The 20,549-nt window shown below is 58.3% G+C and carries 9 protein-coding genes; 3 read left to right on the forward strand and 6 right to left on the reverse strand.

Annotated elements, in window-relative coordinates; genetic code table 11:
- Window positions 1–738 (reverse strand): gluconate 2-dehydrogenase subunit 3 family protein, encoded by a 738-nt coding sequence (locus ACXKZG_RS20885; RefSeq protein WP_013200412.1) that lies wholly within the window; start codon window positions 736–738, stop codon window positions 1–3.
- Between the two features lie 271 nt (window positions 739–1,009).
- Here ACXKZG_RS20885 and ACXKZG_RS20890 point away from each other — a divergent pair, with 271 nt between their 5' ends.
- Window positions 1,010–2,422: an MFS transporter gene (locus ACXKZG_RS20890; RefSeq protein WP_134823262.1), complete on the forward strand. Its 1,413-nt coding sequence runs from the start codon at window positions 1,010–1,012 to the stop codon at window positions 2,420–2,422.
- A 47-nt stretch (window positions 2,423–2,469) separates the two neighbouring features.
- Here the strand turns inward: ACXKZG_RS20890 and ACXKZG_RS20895 are convergent, their stop codons facing one another.
- Complete coding sequence (locus tag ACXKZG_RS20895) at window positions 2,470–5,355, reverse strand: EAL domain-containing protein (RefSeq protein ID WP_488875433.1); 2,886 nt, start codon at window positions 5,353–5,355, stop codon at window positions 2,470–2,472.
- 335 nt (window positions 5,356–5,690) lie between these two features.
- On the opposite strand from ACXKZG_RS20895, the gene sbmA reads away from it, so the two are divergent.
- Window positions 5,691–6,920: a peptide antibiotic transporter SbmA gene (gene sbmA / locus ACXKZG_RS20900; RefSeq protein WP_134823260.1), complete on the forward strand. Its 1,230-nt coding sequence runs from the start codon at window positions 5,691–5,693 to the stop codon at window positions 6,918–6,920.
- Between the two features lie 356 nt (window positions 6,921–7,276).
- On the opposite strand, the gene ACXKZG_RS20905 is transcribed toward sbmA, so the two are convergent.
- Window positions 7,277–8,929 carry a dihydroxyacetone kinase subunit DhaK gene (locus ACXKZG_RS20905; RefSeq protein WP_488875434.1) on the reverse strand — a complete coding sequence of 551 codons (1,653 nt, stop codon included), beginning with the start codon at window positions 8,927–8,929 and terminating at the stop codon, window positions 7,277–7,279.
- Between the two features lie 688 nt (window positions 8,930–9,617).
- On the opposite strand from ACXKZG_RS20905, the gene leuA reads away from it, so the two are divergent.
- Window positions 9,618–11,291 carry a 2-isopropylmalate synthase gene (gene leuA / locus ACXKZG_RS20910; protein ID WP_488875435.1) on the forward strand — a complete coding sequence of 558 codons (1,674 nt, stop codon included), beginning with the start codon at window positions 9,618–9,620 and terminating at the stop codon, window positions 11,289–11,291.
- On the opposite strand, the gene ACXKZG_RS20915 is transcribed toward leuA, so the two are convergent.
- From ACXKZG_RS20915 to ACXKZG_RS20925, 3 genes are all read right to left on the reverse strand, one after another.
- Window positions 11,264–12,037 carry an AraC family transcriptional regulator gene (locus tag ACXKZG_RS20915; protein WP_488875436.1) on the reverse strand — a complete coding sequence of 258 codons (774 nt, stop codon included), beginning with the start codon at window positions 12,035–12,037 and terminating at the stop codon, window positions 11,264–11,266. The genes leuA and ACXKZG_RS20915 overlap by 28 nt on opposite strands.
- 147 nt (window positions 12,038–12,184) lie before the next feature.
- The gene (locus ACXKZG_RS20920) at window positions 12,185–13,729 is read right to left on the reverse strand and encodes a methyl-accepting chemotaxis protein (RefSeq protein ID WP_488875437.1); all 1,545 of its coding nucleotides are present in this window, start codon (window positions 13,727–13,729) and stop codon (window positions 12,185–12,187) included.
- Window positions 13,730–14,024: 295 nt separating this feature from the next.
- A complete protein-coding gene (locus tag ACXKZG_RS20925; protein WP_488875438.1) occupies window positions 14,025–20,180 on the reverse strand; it encodes an autotransporter outer membrane beta-barrel domain-containing protein in 6,156 nt (2,051 codons plus the stop codon).
- Between the last annotated feature and the right edge of the window lie 369 nt (window positions 20,181–20,549).

Raw genomic sequence — 20,549 nt, forward strand, 5'->3', positions numbered from 1 at the left:
TTATGCTCTTTCCCCACGAATCGATACCGGTGGGAACGGATAACGCTCGCCACGTTCAACCCAGTCCATAAAGTCCGCACGCGCGCCCGGGAAGTTAATCAGCGTCCAGCCGACCATGCCCTGATTGCCGCCGTGGATCGGATCGCTGAAGAACCCTTCACGGGTGTTCTGCAGCAGGAAAGAGAAGAAGACTTTGGCCGGAACCTGTTTGAACGCAACGCTGCCCGCTTCGAACGCCTGCAGCAGCGTGTCCTGCTGGTCCGCGCTCAGTTTGGCGAAGACCTTGCCATGCTGCGCTTTCGCGACCGCATCGGCATCTTCCAGCCCTAAACGGTAAATCTGGCGGGGCACCAGCGGGTACTGATAGCCCAGTTCTTTGTCGGCATCAGGGTGGAAAGGTCCCTGCATATACCAGTTGGAACCAATGGCATACGGCGTATTCATCTGGCGATCGATATATTCCGCCACGCCGGCTTCCAGCGCGCCAGGTCCACGATCGTCGGCCGGGATCAGGCGCGCGCAGGCGGCCTGCACAAAGGCATACTCTTCGGGGGTGAACCAGGTCGGTTGGTAATCACGGGCTTTTTGTGGACCGGATGGCGCGGATTCTTTCGCGGCGGCCGGAGCAGCGGCGGTCAGCGCGCCAATTCCGGTACTGCCGATCGCCATGGCCGGAGCCAGGGTGATGGTTTTCAGCAGAAAGTCCCGGCGGGAGCTTCCTGTGGTTTCTTTCGACATGACATTGCCTTAATAACTTGCGCCTGGTGCTTCGGCTTGGGATTCACGGTTGCTTGCAGTATTTTTTTTAATCGGGCACATAACGCGGTTACCGAATCAATGTTACCGGTAACAATGCCATGGAGTTTAACAGGTCTTTTAGCAAAGATTTAGCGCAGGGAAACAAAATGGCACAAATTCATTAACAAGATTTGCATCTGGATATACAAAACCTGACATAAACCCTTAGGATGGAGGATCTGCGTACCGCAAGAACGAGGATTAAAAAGCAATGAGTGAAGTCTGTTCGCCAGGGACGATGCCGTCTGAACCTGCATTCAATAACAATAAGCTTTCCGAACGTATCGATGCACTGCCGGCCTCAGCCGGACTATGGCGCTTTATCGCCCTGCTCTCGCTGGGTGGGTTTTTCGAGCTGTACGACCTGTTTCAGACCGGCTATATCAGCGCCGGTCTGGTGGCGGAAAATATCTTCCATGTCGGCAGCCAGGGCGTGTTTGGCATCTCCGATCAGGCCGCCTTTGCCTCTTCCACCTTCCTGGGTTTATTCCTCGGTGCCAGCCTGCTGGCTCCCTATGCCGACCGCTTTGGCCGTCGCATCACCTTTATGTGCGCGCTGGCCTGGTACGGCTGTTTTTCGCTGATCATGGCCTTCCAGAATCACGCCGAAGGGATCATTTTCTTTCGTTTCCTGGTCGGCGTCGGGCTGGGCATCGAACTGGTGACCATCGATACCTATCTGACCGAATCGGTGCCGAGCTACCTGCGCAGCAAGGCGTTTGCCTTCGCCTTCTTTGTGCAGTTTCTGTCGGTGCCGGCGGTTGCGCTGATGTCGTGGTGGCTGGTGCCGCAAACCATCCTCGGCCTGACCGGCTGGCGCTGGGTGGTGATTGCCGGGGCGTTATGCTCGCTGGTGATCTGGTTTATCCGAAAAAATCTGCCGGAATCGCCGCGCTGGCTGGCGCAGCAGGGCCGCCATCTGGAGGCGCATAAAGGCGTGACGGCGATGGAGATCCGCTGTGGTAAAGCCAGCACCGAACCGGCGGCAGCGACGATCGAAACCGGCGGCATCATTGAAAAGAAAGGTCGCTTCCGCGATATCTGGCGCCCTGAATACCGTCAGCGCACGCTGATGCTGGTGGTGATGAATATCTTCCAGGCGATCGGTTTCTTCGGCTTCGGCAACTGGCTGCCCGCGTTGCTGTCCGGCAAAGGCGCGAGCATCACCCACAGCCTGCTGTATGCCTTTTTCATTACCCTCGCCTATCCGCTGGGCTCGCTGATTTGCAGCCGCTATGCCGACAAGATTGAGAATAAATGGCAGATCGTGCTCGCCTCGTTGATGACGGTGGTCTTCGGCACGCTGTTTGCGCTGCAAACCAGCCCGATTTTGCTGATTGTCTGCGGCTTCTGCATCACGTACTCCAACGCCTGGCTGACCTACAGCTATCACGCCTATCAGACCGAGGTGTTCCCGACCTTTATTCGCGCGCGCGCCGTCGGGTTCTGCTACTCGTTCAGCCGTCTTTCCACGGTGTTCAGCAGCATTATTATCGGCATGATTTTGCAGGTGGCCGGTGCGCAGGGCGTGATTGCCTTTATCGTGGTGAGTATGGTGATTGTGATGCTGGTGATTGGGATTTTTGGTCCGAAGACGCGCGGGCTGGATCCGGAGCGGATCTGACACCGCGCCGGTATTGCCTGACGGTTCAGGCAATACCGGCGGCAGGCTTACTTTTCGGCTGAGACTTCAGCAAATCTTTCCGGCGGATTAAACACCTTGAGTCGGGTTTCTGGCGGCTGCGGTCGCCCGAAGAAATAGCCCTGGAACAGCGTACAGCCTTCACTTTTCAGCTGTTCAAACTGCTCATTGCTCTCCACCCCTTCTGCGGTAATTTGAATATCCAGACTGCGGCTCATGCCGGTAATGGCGCGAATAATCGCCAGCGCTTCACGGCTGTCCTTCATATCGTTGATAAATGACTTATCAATTTTGATTTTGTCGAACGGGAAGGATCGCAGATAGCTGAGCGACGAATAACCGGTGCCAAAATCATCCAGCGCAATGCGCACGCCCAGCGCCTTCAGCTTCTGCAAGGTGCGGATATTGACCAGCGTGTTGTCGAGCAGCACCGACTCGGTGATCTCCACTTCCAGCCTGCCCGGCTCCAGCCCGGAGTCTTTCAGCGCCGCTTCCACCACCGACACCAGCGAGCTGTTTTTAAATTGCAGCGGCGACAGGTTAACCGCCACGCTCTGGTGCGCCGGCCAGTTGGCGGCCTCGCGGCAGGCTTCATACAGGGCATAAGCGCCCAGGCTGTGGATTAACCCGGTTTCTTCGGCAATCGGGATAAAGTCCATCGGCATGATCAGCCCTTTTTCCGGGTGATGCCACCGCATCAGCGCTTCGTAGCCGATGATTTCGCGACCGTGATTGTTGGTAATCGGCTGATAGTAAAGCCGCAAATGCTTATGGGTAATCGCATCGCGCAGGTCATTTTCAATCATCCGACGCAGATTGGCGGCTTCGCCCATTTGCACCGAGAAGTGTTCGAAGCGGTTACGGCCGTTGCGCTTGGCTTCATACAGCGCCATATCGGCACAGCGCAGCAGCTGCTCCGGCGTCGCCAGCTCGCGACCGCCAATCGCGATGCCGATGCTCAGCCCGACCGAGAGGTTATGGCCATCGACGTTAAACGGCAGTTTGGTCACTTCAATCAGCCGGTGAGCAATCGCGTCGGCTTCCTGCTGATGGGTCAGGCCGGGCAGCACAATCGAGAATTCGTCGCCGCCATTCCGCGCCAGCGTATCGACATCGCGCAGTACCCCGCGCAACCGGCTGGCTACCGCGCGCAGCAGATCGTCGCCAACCTGATGGCCAAGCGCATCGTTGACGTTTTTAAAGTTATCGAGATCCAGACCCAGCGTGGCGGTCAGTTTCCCGGCCTCGCGATCGGCACGCAGCGCCTCATTAAGCCGCTGACTGAACAGCACGCGGTTCGGCAGGCTGGTGAGGTTATCGTGATGCGCCATATGGTGAATGCGCGCATCCGCCGCACGCTGATCGGTGACGTCATCGGCAATCAGCAGCACGTAGTTAGTGCGCGCATCGTTGCCGCGAATAATCGCCGCCGAGGCGGAGATAATCCGCTCGCCGCCACGGGTATTTAACAGCTGCTCGTTTTTATGCAGCCCTTCGAAGCGCTGCGCGGCGGTGGAAAGCTGGGTGAAATAGTCGCTCATTTCAGAGGTCAGGCAGGCTGCCAGCTTTTTGCCGCTCATCTGCTGCTGAGTCAGCCCCAGCAGCTGTTCGGCCTTGTTGTTCATCAGCAGGATTTCGCGCGAAACCACATCTTCCACAATCACCGAAGAGGGAATATTGGCGATGATGGTGTCGAGGAATTTTGACAGCGACGCCGTCCTGGCGCTGGTCTGCTCGGCCAGATCCTTCGCCCTTAAAATCTGCTGCTCGTATTCCCGCACTTCGGTGCAGTCGCGGGTGATTTTGGCGTAGCCAATCAGCTGACCACTGTCGTTATGGATTGCGTCGATCACCACATGGGCCCAGAACGCGCTGCCATCTTTGCGGTAGCGCCAGCCCTCGTCGTCAAAACGACCGGTGGTTTCAGCCAGTTTCAGGTTGGTTTCAGGCAGGCGCGCCAGGCGATCCTGCGCGCTGTAGAAACAGGAGAAGTGCTTTCCGACAATTTCATCGGCGCTGTAGCCTTTGGCCCGCCGCGCACCGGCGTTCCAGTTCACCACCAGGCCATTAGGATCCAGAATGTAGATGGCGTAGTCAGTCACGCCTTCCACCAGCAGGCGGAACACCTGCTCCCTTTCACGCTGCTCGACCAGCAGACGCTGTTGTTCGGTACAGTCGCGGGTGATTTTGGCGTAGCCGATCAGCTTGCCGTCGTCGTCGTGGACCGCATCAATCACCACGTGGGCAAAGAAAGCGCTGCCGTCTTTGCGGTAGCGATAGCCCTGCTCTTCAAAACGTCCGGTGCGGTGTGCGGTCCGCAGGTTGGCTTCCGGCACTTTCGCCAGCCGATCCTGGGTGCTGTAGAACACCGAAAAGTGTTTTCCGACGATCTCATCGGCGGTATAGCCTTTTGACCGGGTGGCACCGGCGTTCCAGTTCACCACGTTGCCTTCGGCATCCAGCATGTAGATGGCGTAATCTTTGACGCCATCCACCAGCAGGCGAAATTTTTCTTCATGCGCGCGCTGCCCGGCCTGGGCGGCCTTTTGTTCGGTGCAGTCGCGGGTAATTTTGGCAAAGCCAATCAGCGTGCCGTCTTCCGCGCGCACAGCATCAATAATCACATGCGCCCAGAAGGCGCTGCCGTCTTTGCGGTAGCGCCAGCCTTCCACTTCATAACGCCCGGTGCGGCTGGCGGTTTCCAGCCCATGCTGCGGGAGGCCTTTAGCGCGGTCCTGTTCGCTGTAAAACAGCGAGAAGTTTTTCCCGACAATTTCTTCCGGCAGATAGCCTTTGGCGCGCTGTGCGCCGGCATTCCAGTTGGCGACGGTGCCATCCGGCTTGAGCATATAAATTGCGTAATCCACTACGCTCTGTACCAATAAGCGGTACATCACATCGCTATTTTCTGTCATGGTCTTTTCGCCTGGTTGCTGAAGGTCTGGACGGGTATTTGCCTGTCCAGACCCCTGGCTTTCAAGTGCGTCAGGGCTTGACGCCAATGGGCTCAACGCTGCCTTTTATCAGCAGGCCGTCTGTTTTTTCTAAGAATATTCTTAATAGCTATAAACTGAAAAGCGCTGTAATTTCAAGCGATTTCAGATGAATGTCAGAGGTTCTTTCCTGTTTATCGGCATTGTTTAAAAAACATTCAGCGTTTATTTAGGGCTGACACTTTCGGAAACAACCGCGATAAGATTGTTCACAGCAAAAAGCGTTATAAAAAAAGAGCACATTATTTGGAGTCATTATGTTCAAATCATTTTTTCCCCGACCGGGGCTGTTTTTTGGAAGTGTCGTGCTCTGGAGTGCCCTGGCCATTTTGTTGTGGTTTGCGGGTGCCAGTACCTGGATGACTCACTTTTCGGCCTTTGCTGGCAACGCGCAGGAACCGTTACCGAATAACGCACTGCGCTTTATCGCCCCCAGCGCGCTGGCTTTTTATCTCTACTATCTGCTGGTGGTAGCGATATTTTATGCCTTCTGGGCCATCGTCAGCCCGCATCCGTGGCAGCGTTGGTCGATTCTGGGTTCAGCGCTGATTATCTTCGCCACCTGGTTTTCGGTGCAGGTCAGCGTGGCGGTGAATGCCTGGTACGAGCCTTTCTATGATTTAATTCAAAAGGCGATGTCGCACCCTAATACCATCAAGATCGAAGCATTTTACCTGCAGCTTCAGGGATTTTTGAGTATTGCGATGATTGCGGTGGTAGTCGGCGTGCTGAATATGTTCTTTGTCAGCCACTACATATTCCGCTGGCGCACGGCGATGAACAATTACTATATGGATCATTGGCCGGAACTGCGGGGCATTGAAGGTGCGGCTCAGCGTGTGCAGGAAGACACCATGCGTTTCTCTTCGACGCTGGAAGATATGGGCACCAGCTTTATCAATTCGATCATGCTGCTGATTGCCTTTTTACCGGTGCTGGTCGCGCTGTCGGTCCACGTCAAAACCATTCCGATTTTGGGCAGCATTCCCTATTCGCTGGTGATTGCCGCGCTGCTGTGGTCCTTGCTGGGAACCGGCCTGCTGGCGGTTATCGGGATTAAGCTGCCGGGTCTGGAGTTCAGGAATCAGCGGGTTGAAGCCGCGTACCGTAAAGAGCTGGTCTACGGCGAAGACGATCCGCACCGCGCCCGTCCACCGACCGTGCGCGAGCTGTTCTCCAACGTGCGCCGCAACTATTTCCGCCTGTACTTCCACTATCTGTACTTCAACATTGCGCGCATTCTGTATCTGCAGCTTGATGCGGTATTCAGTCTGTTTGTGCTGTTCCCGTCGATTATCACCGGCGCCATCACCCTCGGGTTGCTGACGCAGATCACCAACGTTTTCGATCAGGTTCGCGGCTCCTTCCAGTATCTGATTAACTCCTGGACCACTCTGGTGGAGCTGTTGTCGATCTACAAACGTCTGCGCAGCTTCGAGCGCACGCTGGATAATCTGCCCGACCCACAGGACGTCACCGTCGAGTAATCCCGCAACAGCAGAACCTGCGGGCAGGAAGCCCTTGTAAAAAAAGCCCGATATATCGGGCTTTTTTATGCGTGGTTCAATGACTCAGCGGCACCTTTTCCCCTCCAATCATCGCCAGGCCGCTATCGGTGCATTGCGACTGGGGCTGGCGGCATACCACCGAGTCAGCCCTTGACCTGTGCATCCCCAAATCCCACCAACAACTCAGAAGATTAAGGGTGGCGGCAGAGTGCGCGTTAGCCGAGTGTCTGCCGCAGGGATGCGGCAGCCAAGCCCCCAGGGATGGGTTCACGGCGCCTCGGATCACGCGCACTCTGCCGACGCCGAGACACCCGAGCCGGTTTTGACCTTACCCCTTAAGCCTTACCGCCCTTAGCCAACTCAGCAAACACCTGCTCCACGGCATAAGCGCCTGGGTCTTTCACCCCGTTCAGACTGTCCTTGTTCAGATACGATGAACGTCCGGCTTTGGCTGAACTCATCTTCGCGGTGCTGTCCGCCCCCTTCTTCGCCGCGGCAGCCACCTTCTTCAAATCCTTACCGGCGACCAAGGCTTCAAAGGCCGGATGCAACGCATCGATCATCGTGCGATGACCCGGCTGCGCGCCGCCGTAATGCTGCATTCTGTCCAGACCCCAACTCAACGCCTTCGCCACCGGCTCGCCCTCTTCCAGCTTCTGCCCCGCCGCGGTAAACATAATCGACATCAATACCCCGCTGGAACCGCCCATCACCACCGCCAACTGCTCACCGACATAGGTCAGCAGACTGGACAAATCGTCTAATGGCAATGCCTTCGCCTTCAAGTCCTTCAACACCTTGCCCGCGCCGGCCGCAAAGGTTGAACCGGTGTCACCGTCACCGACCTTCGCATCCAGCTGATTCAACTCACTCTCTAATCCCACCAACGTGCTGCAAATGGCCTTCACCACCGCGGCAACCTTTGCATTCTCCGATGGCTTCACCTTCTGCTGGGAGGCCACTTTCTTACCTTTGATCACCTTCGGAGCCTTCACCTTCACCGCCGACTGCCAACCGCTGGCCTCGACCGGCGCCAGCAATGCTTCCTCCAACGAAGGCGTCAATACCAGCGTCGAAAGGGAAAAGCCCTTCATGTCCAACGCACTCACCAGGGTTGCCGGCCCCACCAACTGCTTAACGGTTTTACCTAAATCCGTTTTCAACACCTCGCGGGTTAGCACCGCCATCTCCAGCGCCGAAAAACCGCCCAGATTGTTCACTAACAACGCCACCTTCTTGCCATCCGGATTGTGCTTCGCCAGCTTCTCCACCAACACGCTGACGATCTCCTCGCTGTTCTGCGTCTTCAGCGTCGATGCACCCGGTTCGCCGTGAATGCCCATGCCCAACTCGCTCTGCCCTTCCTTCACCCGATCGTCGCGCGTCTCACCAGGCACATGACAGGTGGAAAATGCCAAACCAATACTCGCCGTGGCCGCAATCGCTTTATTCGCGAGCGCCGTCACGTCTTTTAAGGATTTGCCCTGCTCTGCCGCATAACCGGCCACCTTATGCACCAACGCCGTTCCCGCAATGCCGCGCGGCTGCGGGTTATCCGGCAGGGCGATATCATCGGTCACCATCACCAAATCGACCTTGAAGCCCAGCTTCTTCGCCTTCTCCGCCGCCAGACCAAAATTGAGCCGATCGCCGGTGTAGTTTTTGACGATCAGCAAACAGCCTTTCTTACCGGTTACGTTAACAATGGCGCTTAATACCGCGTCAACGCTGGGTGAGGCAAAAATATCGCCGCAAACGGCTGCGGTCAGCATCCCTTTGCCGACAAAACCAACGTGAGCCGGCTCATGACCGGAACCACCGCCGGAAATCAACGCCACGCGCGACTTATCCCAGTCATTCCGCACCACCACCCGGATATCCAGCCCCACGTCCAGCTGACTGATATTGTGATAACCACTGCTAATCAGGGCACCTTCGATGGCTTCATTGACCAGGCCGCTCTTCTGATTCATAAAAAACTGACTCATGACGCTTCTCTCTCTGATGATGTGAATGATGAAGGGGAAAACGAGCTAAGTGTCTAACTGTAGCTGAATTATTTTTCGTGATTGGGCAAAAAGAGTCAGTAACGCGATGCAGTAATAGAAGCGCATTTCCAGAAAATCTGGCGGCAATACTTAAATAGCGATTACTGACTCCGCTAATTATTCATTCTTAATATAAAGGCCACAGCAGAATAATGTCCTGCTGACGTTTTAAAAAACCTGATACATGCCGTTACAATCAGTGAATTTTTTTCAACGTTAATTACAACCGATTGATATAGATCAGTTTTATGATTACTCATTATCCGGACGACATGTTCCACATTCTGAAAAAGGTCAGGAGAGTGTTGTTTTTGTCACATTTCACCGTAAAGCTTGCTGCAATTTTCCGAGAAATGGCTTAAAAATATGGCGGATTTCCAGGAACAGCTTGTGGCAAAGATCGTTTTCCTATAAAAAAAAAGCCAGCGGATTTTTATACAACCAACAATTAATACCGCTGACAGCAAATCTCTTTGGTTCAACACGCCAATTCCAGGGCGTTCAGAAGGCAGACCGCAAGGTCTGCTTTTTTTTCATTTGTCACTTTTGCCACACTGATTGTCAGCTTTCCGCCAGTCTCTGCCGCGACCTGCGGTCATGATGGTTCTCCCTTTTCAGGAGACTCATCATGCTGTTATCCCCCGCAGAAAAATACCCCACGTCCCCGGTGCTGGCACTCCCCGACCGTCAGTGGCCGGGCAGGACCTTAACCCAGGCACCACGCTGGTTATCCACCGATCTCCGCGACGGCAATCAGGCGCTGGCCGAGCCGATGGACAGCCAGCGCAAAATGCTGTTCTGGAACCTGCTGCTGCAGTGCGGTTTCACCGAAATTGAAGTGGCGTTTCCGTCGGCATCACAGACGGACTTTGCCTTTGTCCGTGAGCTGATCGAAGGGGATCATATCCCCGAAAACGTCACCATTCAGGTGCTGACCCAGGCCCGCAGTGACTTAATCGACCGCACTTTTGCCGCCCTTGAAGGCGCACACCGCGCCACTTTGCATCTGTATAACGCCACCGCACCGGTGTTCCGTAAGCTGGTGTTCCGCCAAAGCCGGGAAGAGATCGTCGCGCTGGCAGTCAACGCCACCCGACAAATTCGCCAGCGCTGCGAAGAGAACCCGGCCACCCACTGGACGTTTGAATACTCGCCGGAAACCTTCTGTTTTACCGAAAGTGACTTTGCGCTGGAGATTTGTGAAGCCGTCGCCGCCGTCTGGCAACCCTGTGCCGAACGCCCGATGATCGTCAACTTACCGGCCACGGTGGAAGTGAACACCCCGAACGTTTATGCCGATCAGATTGAGCACTTCTGCCGCCATTTTTCGGCGCGATCGCAGGTGTGCATCAGCGTACATCCGCATAACGACCGTGGTACCGGCATTGCCTGTGCCGAACTGGCGATGCTGGCCGGGGCCGATCGGGTTGAAGGCTGCCTGTTTGGCAACGGCGAGCGCACCGGCAATGTCGATCTGGTGACGCTGGCGTTGAACCTCTATACCCAAGGCATCCCGCCGGGTCTCGATTTCAGCCAGATTAAACAGGTGGTGGAAACCGTCGAGCAGTGCAACCAGCTGCCGGTGCATCCCCGCCATCCGTATGCCGGTGAACTGGTGTTTACCGCCTTTTCCGGATCGCATCAGGATGCGATTAAAAAAGGCTTCAGCGCCCGCCGGCAGACGCCGGACGCGCAGTGGGAAGTGCCGTATCTGCCCATCGATCCGGCGGATATCGGCTGCAGCTATGAAGCGGTGATCCGCGTCAACAGCCAGTCGGGGAAAAGCGGTGCCGCCTGGATGATCGAGCAAAACCACGGGCTGTCCCTGCCTCGCGCGCTGCAACAGCATTTCAGCCATCACGTGCAGCAGCAGGCCGACAGCGAAGGCGGGGAAATGACCCAGGCCGCCATCTGGCAACTGTTCTGCCGCCTGTATGGCTTAACCTCGCCCGCGCTGCAACTGCATGATTACCGCAGCCAGAGCGAAGGCGGCGAATTGCTGTTACAGGGCGAACTGTGGCAGGGCGAAAAACGCCAGAAACTGGACGGTCGGGGAAAGGGCCTGCTGTCGGCGGCCGTGGCGGCACTGAGCAAGACCTATAACGTCACGCTGTCGATCCAGGATTACCACGAGCATACGCTGGGGCAACACAGTGACAGCCGCTCGGTGACCTATCTGCGCTGCATCCTACCGGACGGCCAGAGCAGCTGGGGCGTCGGCATCGATGGCGACGTGGCCAGAGCTTCTCTGCAGGCGCTGCTCAACGCCTTCGCTCACTGGACGTCTTTGGCCGGGAAATAGTCGCTGGGCGCCACGCCCATAATCCGCCGGAACATGGCGCTGAAGGCACTGTGGCTTTCGTAACCCATATCCAGCGCCACGCGCAGCACCGACTCACCCGCTGCCAGCCGCGTCAGGGCTTCCATCAGCCTGGCGCGGCGCACCCAGTCACTGAACTGCAGGCCGGTTTCCTGATAAAAACGTCGGGCCAGCGTCCTGCTGCTGACACTCAGCTGGCTGGCGCTATTTTCCAGCGTCCAGCGTTCGGCGGGCTGCGTGCGGATACGTTGGCACAGGGCCATCAGCGGCGGCGTCTGTGGCTCCGGCAGGCAAAACGGCAACGCCGCCATCACCCGGATTTCATCCAGCATCAGCTCGTAAATCCGCTCGGTGCGGGTGTTGGCCGAATAAGATGGCGGCAGCGACAGCGAGCTGACAATTAACTCTCTCAGCAACGGCGAAACCTGCACCACCTGACAGCTGACCGGCAAATCCGCGCGGGCGAGCGGGTCGATAAACAGCGTTCTCGCCGCCACCTGGCCGGTGATCTGCAACGCATGCCGCACGCCAGCGGGCATCCAGACGCCGCGCCCCGGCGGCACAATCCAGTGTCCGGCGGCGGTTTCGACCCTGACCACGCCGGTCAGGCTGTGGATCAGCTGCGCGCAGTCGTGGTGATGCATCTGTTCGCGGTCGCCATGCTGATAATCATGGGCGAAGGGGATCAGTGGACGGGTGGAAAATTCGGGGATAAAGGTGGTCGACATGACGATTACCGGCGGCAGGTTGTGACAGAAACGTATCACGCCACCGGTGAGAAATGCGAGCCGGTTGCAGTGCAATATTATGCGGCAACCGGACTGGCCAACGCGAGCCGGTTGCCGCGCATTCGCGCGCCGCAACCGGGACCGGGATTAGCGGAAGACGCTGATCGCTTCCACCAGCCGCGTTGCCTGACGCGTCATGCGGCCGGAGGCCTGAGCGCCCTCTTCCACCCGCGCGGCGTTTTGATGGGTGATGTTGTCCAGGTCTTCCACCGCCAGGCTGACTTCGCTGAGCGCGGTGGCCTGCTCGGAGGTCGCCGCGCTGATCAGCGCAATCAGTGAGGTGACGTTCTGGACCTGACTGACGATGTTTTCCATAGTTTTACCGGCATCGTTGACGTGATCGCTGCCTAAACGCACCTTGGTGGCGCTGTTTTCCACCAGATTCTTGATCTCACTGGCGGCGACCGCGCTGCGTTGCGCCAGGCTGCGGACTTCGCCAGCCACCACCGCAAAGCCTTTACCCTGTTCGCCGGCGCGTGCGGCTTCCACTGCGGCGTTCAGCGCCAGAATATTGGTCTGGAAAGCAATGCCGTCGATCACGCTGGTAATGCTGGCGATTTTCTTCGAACTTTCGTCGATTTCGGCCATCATCGTCACCATCTCGTTCATCGCCTTGCCGCCTTTGGTGGCCACATCGCTGGTGCTTTTCGACAGCGTGTTCACCTGACGGGCGGTTTCGGTATTGCTCTGCACCGTCGCGGTCATTTCATTCATGGTGGCGGCGGTTTGCTGCACGTTGGCGGCCGCTTGTTCGGTGCGGCGGCTCAGTTCGTTGTTGCCGTGGGCGATGGCATCGCTGGCACTCAGCACGTTAATCGCCTGGCCGCTGACGTCATCCACCAGCCAGCGGAACATCAGCCCCAGCTGACCCACCGCCCGCAGCGTCATGCCGACGTCATCAACCCGATCGGTTTCATCCACCTTGTGGCTGGCCCCGGTCGCCACCTTCAGCGCCTGCTGGCACATCCGCTCGATCGGGCGGGAAATCTGCTGCTCCAGCCAGGCCGACGCCAGCATTAACAGCACCGCCATGACGGCGGCAAAGATCGCCAGCGACCGGCCCGGCAAGCCCAGTAGCCAGACGCCCAGCAGCGCCAACGGCAACAAGGCGATCATCGCGCTGCGGATGCGCCAGCGCAGAGACAGGGTTTTAAACAGCGTGGTCCAGCTCAGCAAGCCGGTACGCACCAGCAGCCCTTTATGGAAGCGCCAGCCTTTACGCTTCCCTTCGCGGAACTCGCGGTACAGCTTTTCGGTTTCACGCACTTCCTGCTTGCCGGGTTTGGTGCGAACCGACATAAATCCCTGCACCTTGCCGTCCCGGACCACCGGAATGGCGTTGGCACGCACCCAGTAATGATCGCCATTTTTACGGCGGTTTTTCACCAGCCCGGTCCAGGGTTCGCCCTGCTTGAGGGTCGCCCACATATCGGCAAAGGCTTCAGGCGGCATATCCGGATGGCGCACCATATTGTGCGGCTGGCCGACGATCTCTTCCGGCGAAAATCCGCTGGCCTCAATAAACGCATCGTTGGCATAGGTGATGTGGCTGCTGATGTCGGTGGTGGTCATCAGAGTGGCATTATCGTCAAACACATATTCCTGCTGTGTTACGGGCAAATTTGTACGCATGAATCAACATCCTTGAGGCTGTCGCCAGGATTGGGGTTAGGCAGAAGAGTTATCTTTTTTTATAGTTTCGGCGGGAAATCAGTGAACTTTAGCGACTTAACCTAACTTTTGCGATCCAGACCAAAAAGCAGACAAAGCCCTTCCGCTGCGTGATTAGTGCAATTTGAACCGGTTCCAGGGCAGGTAATGCCCCTTGAATTGCTAAGCCATTATTATTAAGGCGGGTTTTAGTGTATTGCGGATATATCTTCAGTGAGGGGGAATAACGGGCTGAGTTTCCCCAGCCCGCGATCTGTCAGAATGTCCAGCGGACGCCGGCGTTATAGCGCCAGCCTTTCGCTCCGTTGCCATCAATCTCTTTGCGGTAATCCGCTTCCGCATACAGCGAGACGTCATTTTTAAAGGTGGTGGTGCCGCCCACGCCTAACTCCCACATCTGACCAAACTGGCCGCCGGTGAAGGTGTGATCGAAGTTATCGTAGCCCTGCTGACCAAGGGTGGTTTTCGACTGGCCACCCCACCCTTTATAGACATTGCCGCGAACATACGGCGTGTACTGACGTTCGCTGTCATCGGTCCAGGTTCTGTCCAGCCGCGCGCCAAGACGCCCGATGGTCTGGTTGTAGTCATTGTATTTCACCGTCAGGTTGTCCTTGTCGGTGAAGTTGTCCATGTCCAGATGCAGATACATCAGCTGCGCCTGCGGCTCCAGCCGCACGCCGTTGCCAAGCTCAAACGGATAGCCACTTTCCAGCGAGGCGGTCCAGCCCTGGCCTTTCAGCTTCGCCACCGTTTTCTGCCGGGCGATATCGGTTTCACCCCGATGCCAGTCGTACGACAGCACGCCATCCAGATAGAAGCCGTTATCGCGCTGCCAGGTGCCATACAGCGCCAGGCTGTCGCTGTCGAAGGTGGTGCTGCTGTAACCGTCCGCCGCATCCGGGCGCAGGCGGGTGTTGCCGCGCGTATAGGCAATACCGCCGCGCAGACTGTCTTTTTCACCATCAAACTTCAGCAGGTTGCCGCCCACCTGCACCGCGCTGTAATCCTCATCAAAATCGTAGCCAAAAGCCTTAAAGGATTGGTTGGTTTTGTAGGTCATGTTCGAGCCGATATAGCGCAGGAACATTTCGCCGCCGTAGCCTTCCGGCTGGCTTTGCTGATGGCGAAGTTCACCCAAACGTTTATGCAGGTCATCAATGATTGCGGTGGTGTAGTACGCCAGGCCCAGCGGCGCAGAGATATAGGCCGGCACCTGCGGCACCACGGCCGGACGGCCTGGCGCACAGGTATCAATGCCATCCTTGACGCAATTGTCAGCCGGCGGGTTGCTCAGGCCCGCGCCATCCGGCGTGGTCGCCACCGCCGCCACGTTGGCGCCGGGCTGGCAGGCAATGCCACCTTCGCAGACGTATTTGTTCGCCAGGCGGTAATCCCAGAACTGGTTGGTGTTGCCGTCGCCCACCCGCCGCTGGTTAGCGTCACTGCTGCCCGGCGCGAAGCTGTACAGCACGTAGCTCCAGGGCCCGGCGGCCAGATACCCGCCTTTTAAGGCAAAGCTGTCCGCGCGGGCACTGCCTGCCACCTGCGCCAGCGAGATCCCTTCATAGCCTTCCACGGTGCTGCTGTGGTTAAGATCGGTCAGATTACCGTTGCTGAGTACGCTGGGCGTGACATCCAGCAAGGTGGTGCCGCTGGCGTTGCCTTCCACACGCAGATTGTCGGTGAACTGATTGCTCAGCACGCCGCCCTCATTCAGATCGGTGTTCAGCTTTACCTGACCATTGTCAGAGGCCAGATTACCGTCAATCGACAGCGCATTACCCGGCGAACCGCTGCCGTTGGTCAGATCGATAATCCCGGCATTGTTCACCGTCAGCGAATTGTTGCTGCCGCCGGCAAGGGTGGGATTGACGCCGTTACCGGCATACAGGATCGAATCAGCCGCGATAGCGATCGTGCTGTGCGCCAGTTGCAGATCGTCGGTCAGCTCCCAGCGGCTGCCGGTGAAGTTGATGGTGCTCCAGCCGCTGCCCAGATTGACGCCTTTGCTCAGGTCGTCTGAGGCGAAGGAGCCGCCGCGTGCGTCGATGTTGTTAAAGGTCAGCGCGCCACCCGTTGCGCCACCGTTGGTGATATGCCGGGTCTGGCTGAGATCGACGCCATCGATCAGCGCCGAGTTATTCACGCCGCCACCGAGCGTCAGGCTGCCGTTCAGCGTGCCGCCGGTCCAGCGCAGGCTGTCCGTGCCGCCGCCGGTGCTGACATCGCCGACCACATCCCCTTCCGTCAGCAGCACCACGTCATTGGCATCACTGCCCGCCACCGCCTGCCCCAGCGGCGATGTGGTGGTGATGGTACCGAGGTTTTCAAATACCGCCGTGCCGCCGCGCAGATCCACCACCGGTGCGGTGGTGCTGGCGGAGGTCAGGGTGCCGGTATTCAGCACCGAGCGGGCGGTTCCCGCCACCAGCGCCGAGCCGCCGTTGATGCTGGTGATATTCACGTTCGCCGCCGACTGTACGTTGCCAGTGGTGTTGGCGCGGATGCCGGTTCCGCCCGCGCCGCTGACGTTAAACTGATAGTCGTCGCCGAGGATCAGATCGTTGTCAGTGGCAGCGCCGTCGGCCTGGGTGAAGTTCAGACCGGTGCCGCTGCCGGAGACGTTGGTGGTCACCCGCGATCCGGCATCAAACGGCACCGCGGTGCGCAGGCCGCTGCCGTTGGCGACGTTCACCGTCAGGTTATTCAGCGTTACGTTGCCGGTTTCCACCCGGTTTTCAATGCCGTTTCCGCTGCCGTTAACGTTGAGCGTGGCGTCGCTGGCGGTTAACGCTGCGGCGCCGCTATCCAGCAGAATGCCGTGCGCCGTACCGTTGGTGGTGATCACCGTGTCGCTGCCGGTCAGGGCCAGGCTGGACCCGCTGCCGACCCGCACGCCAGCGATGCCATCAGCCACGTTGATTTCGCCGCCGCGCGCCAGCGTGGTGCCGCTGCCGCTGATATCCAGCCCGGTGCCCTGCGCGACGTTAACCACGCCCTGATTGGTGATATTGCTGCCGCTGCGGGTGCGGATGCCGATATTGTTGGCCCCGTTCAGAGTGACGTTACCCTGATTGACCAGCGTGCCGCCGTTGGCGACGTCATAGCCGATGGCATTCTGACCGCTGCCGGTGACGCTGGCCTGGCTGGTGACGGCGGTGGCGGCGGAAGTGCCGTTGAGGGCATTGCTGAGGTCAGTGCGCAGATTATTGACCCGTACGCCCACGCTGTTGGCGCCGTTGAGGGTGAGGGTGCTGCCGCTTGCCAGGGTGCCATTGGCGCCGCCTTCCACGCTGACCGCCGTGGCGCCGTCACCGTTGGCGATAAACTGACTGCTGCCGCTGTTAAACTGGCTGCCGCTGCCAGAGGCAATCACTCCGGTGCTGTCGGCCCCGCTGAGGGTGATGGCGGCCGGAGAGGTGAAGTTCAGCGCCGCCGCATCGTCGATACGGTACAGCGTTGAGCGATCGGTGCTGACGGTGTTGGTTGAGGTCGCGCTGTTGATCGCCGAGCCTGCGCCCGCCGCATGGTAGGCAATCTGGTCGGTATTGTTGAACACCGGGGTGGAGGCCGCATTCAGATTCACTCGCGCGCCGTTCAGCGCTTCCGCACCGATGGCACCGAGGCCGTTCATGGCGATCGCGCCATTCAGGTTGGCGATGGCGTTGCTGCCCGTTGCGCTGACGCCACGGGTGCGGCTGGTGGTGCTGCCGCCGTTCACGTTGAGGGTGCCGGTGTTGTTTGCGGTGGTCGCCTGTGGCGTGCCGCCTACCACCCGGATGCCGGTCCCGCCGTTATTGACCGAGATATTGCCGCTGTTGCTGGCGGTGGCACCACTTTCCACCGAGATGCCGGTGGTGCCCGCCCCGGAAAAGTTAATGTCGCCGGTATTGGTCAGCTGCGCACGGTTGCGGGCAATCAGCCCGGTCAGGCCGCTCTGCGTTGAACCCAGCGCCGCGTTCGAGACCAGCGTAGTCGCGGTCTGGGCCGGGCCGCTGTTTTTGCCCGATAAATCATGCTTCTGCCCGTCCGCAATCGCGCCAACCGCATTCGCGCCGCTGAGGTTAATATTGGTGGCGGCATCAATGGTGCCGGTGGCACCGCCTTCGACAATCACCCCGGTCGCGCCGGTGCCGGACACGTTGATATCGGCATTCTGGGTGCTGATTTGCGTGCCGCCGGTGCCGGTGCCCAGCACGCCGACCGAGTTGGCTCCGGAGGCGGTTAGCGCCAGGTTGGTGCCATCAAAATCGGCCCCTTGCTCCAGACGGAACAGGGTTGAGCCGGTGGTGGTGACGTCAAAGGCGTTGTTGCCCACCACATTGATTTTGGCATTGGGGCCGTAGGCAAAAAAGGCAATCTGATTGCTGCCCTGGCTGAAGCTCGGAATGGCGGCGCTGTCGACATTGACCGTGGCGTTGCCGCGCGCATGGACGCCAATCGCCCCGGTGCCGGTCAGGTTGATGGCGCCATCGACATTGGCCGTCGAGGTGCCGCTTCCCTGTCCTTCAACCCAGATGCCGAAGTTGCGGGTGCCGCTGGCGGGATCGGCGCCGCCCGCCACGTTGATGGTGCCGGTTGAATTGGCGGATGCCTGATTGCCGTTGGTGGCGACGACTTTCACCCCGGTGGAGTTAATGCCGTTGAGGTTAAGCGTGCCGGCGTTATTGATGTTGCCGCCGAGGCCGGCGTTGACGATCGACATGCCGATATTTTCACGCGGCACCGTCGAGGCCGCGCCGTTAACGCTGATGGTCCCGTTGTTGACCATGCGGGTGCTGTTGCCGCCGGTGGCCAGCATCCCGGCCGCATTCTGCACTTTGCTGCCAATCACAATGTTACCGTCATTGGTGGCCGTGCCGCCCGCGCTGACCGAAATACCGCTGGTGGTGCCGCTCTGGTTCATCGCCGTATCGGCCACGCTGTCTGAGGCGCTGTTTTGCGGGCCGCGTCCGATATAAATGGTGCCCTGCGCGTTATTGGTAAACTGCGACGTTGCGCCGACCGCCACGCCGCTGGTGGTGCCGCTGGCGCTGGAACCGTTAACGCCAACGTTGATAATGCCGCTGTTATGGGCGGTGGCGCTGTCGGTCAGGTTTATGGCCGCGGTGTAACCGCCGGCAGGGTTACCGGTGGTGGCAAAGTTAACGATGCCGCCCGGGTTGTTGCTGAAAGTGCCGGTGCCGGCAACGTTCACCCCGTTTGAGTTATAGCCGGTCGAGCCGACGCCCGTGCCGTCAACCCGGTTGAAGAAGCCGCCGTTAATCACGCCATTGTTAGTGCCGGTGCTGCTGTTCAGGCTCAGCGCCGCGCTGTCCGATCCCAACGAGCCCTGGCTTGCCACCTTGCCATTATTGACCACGGTGGCACCGTTGGTGGCACGGATAGCGCCGCCGTTGGCCCCCGCCACTTCCAGTCGGGCGGTGGATGCCACGGTGATGGTCGCACCCGCACCCGTCGCATTCAGCACCACGCGGTCGCCAACCGCCTGCGCCACATCATCCAGCGGGTCGTCAGCGGTGATGGCGTAAGCGATATTCTGATTGGATTTGCTAAAGGCCTTATTGAATTCGGTCAGGTAACTGCTGGTGGCGAGATTACCGGCTTTCAACTCGGTAATCAGCCAGTCGTTGTAGCTTTTTAAGCTGGCCGCATTGGTGACGTTAAATGCCCGGCTGTTGCCATCCAGCGTGGTGACGCTGAACGCGCCGTTGTAAGTTGCCACGTTGGTAACCTGAAATTGCCGGGGCACGGTCGGATCGGCGGCGACGCCGGTGAAAGTAATGCGGTTCTGCGACGTCCAGTTGATTGACGCCGGATCGGCCGTGGAGGTGCTTTCGGCATTGAATAAGGTGGTCTGTTTGGCCGCCATGGTCCAGCTGTTGTTGGCCGAAGTGATGCTGGCACCCGCCTGACCAATATTGACGTCGAGCGCGCCAGCGGTGACGTCAGAGACCCGCGCGTCGATATATTGCCGGTCGCCAACGTTCACCACGTCCGGCACGCTGTTGGCGGCGGTGACCGGAGCCTGATCGACCAGACTGCCGGGATTATACACCTGGAAAGTGGTGTTACCGCCGGTGGTGGGATCGGGAATGGTGATGCCAAAATTCTGCGGGCCGGGATCGAGGCGCGCGGCACCAATCAGCGCCGCCCCCGAGGTAATGCGCGAACTGTTGAGTAAGTCGCCGAGCACCGTCGGCTGCGTCCCGACCAGGCCCGGATCGAATTGCTGAATGCCGGTTAACGATTGCGAAGCGCCATCGGTAATATTCAGCGAACCAACTTTTCCGTCATTCGCCGTCGGATTATAACTATCCAGTACCGCCGCCCAGGCAACGGGCAGTGGAATAAAGACCGCCTGCGCGGCTAATAAACCCATCATTACCGGATTCAGTTTTAACCTCATCGTTTTTCTCCACGCAAAACCCATCACGTGCCTGAAATAAAACAGACACCAGTGTGCTAACCCGGGGAGAAATACTGACAGCAGTAATGCATTTAAAGGTCTTAGCCCCAGCGGTCAACCTGAAATAACAAGGATCGGTCGCCGTCAGGCGACAGAAATACCCCTCACCGCAAGGTGATAACGGGCGTAATTAAATAAGAGAAAGGCTCTTAAAATAAATGGACCTGATGGGTTTCGAAATTAAATTCCCTTTGCGTAGCGCGTCAGATCCAGATATCAGTAGCTATAGATGCAGGCTTTTGTTTACGCAAAAAATAATCCCGTGCGGCCGATTTATTTGACTGAATAAAAACATTGCACGCTAATCAT

It is taken from the genome of Erwinia sp. 2186, from assembly GCF_057812255.1.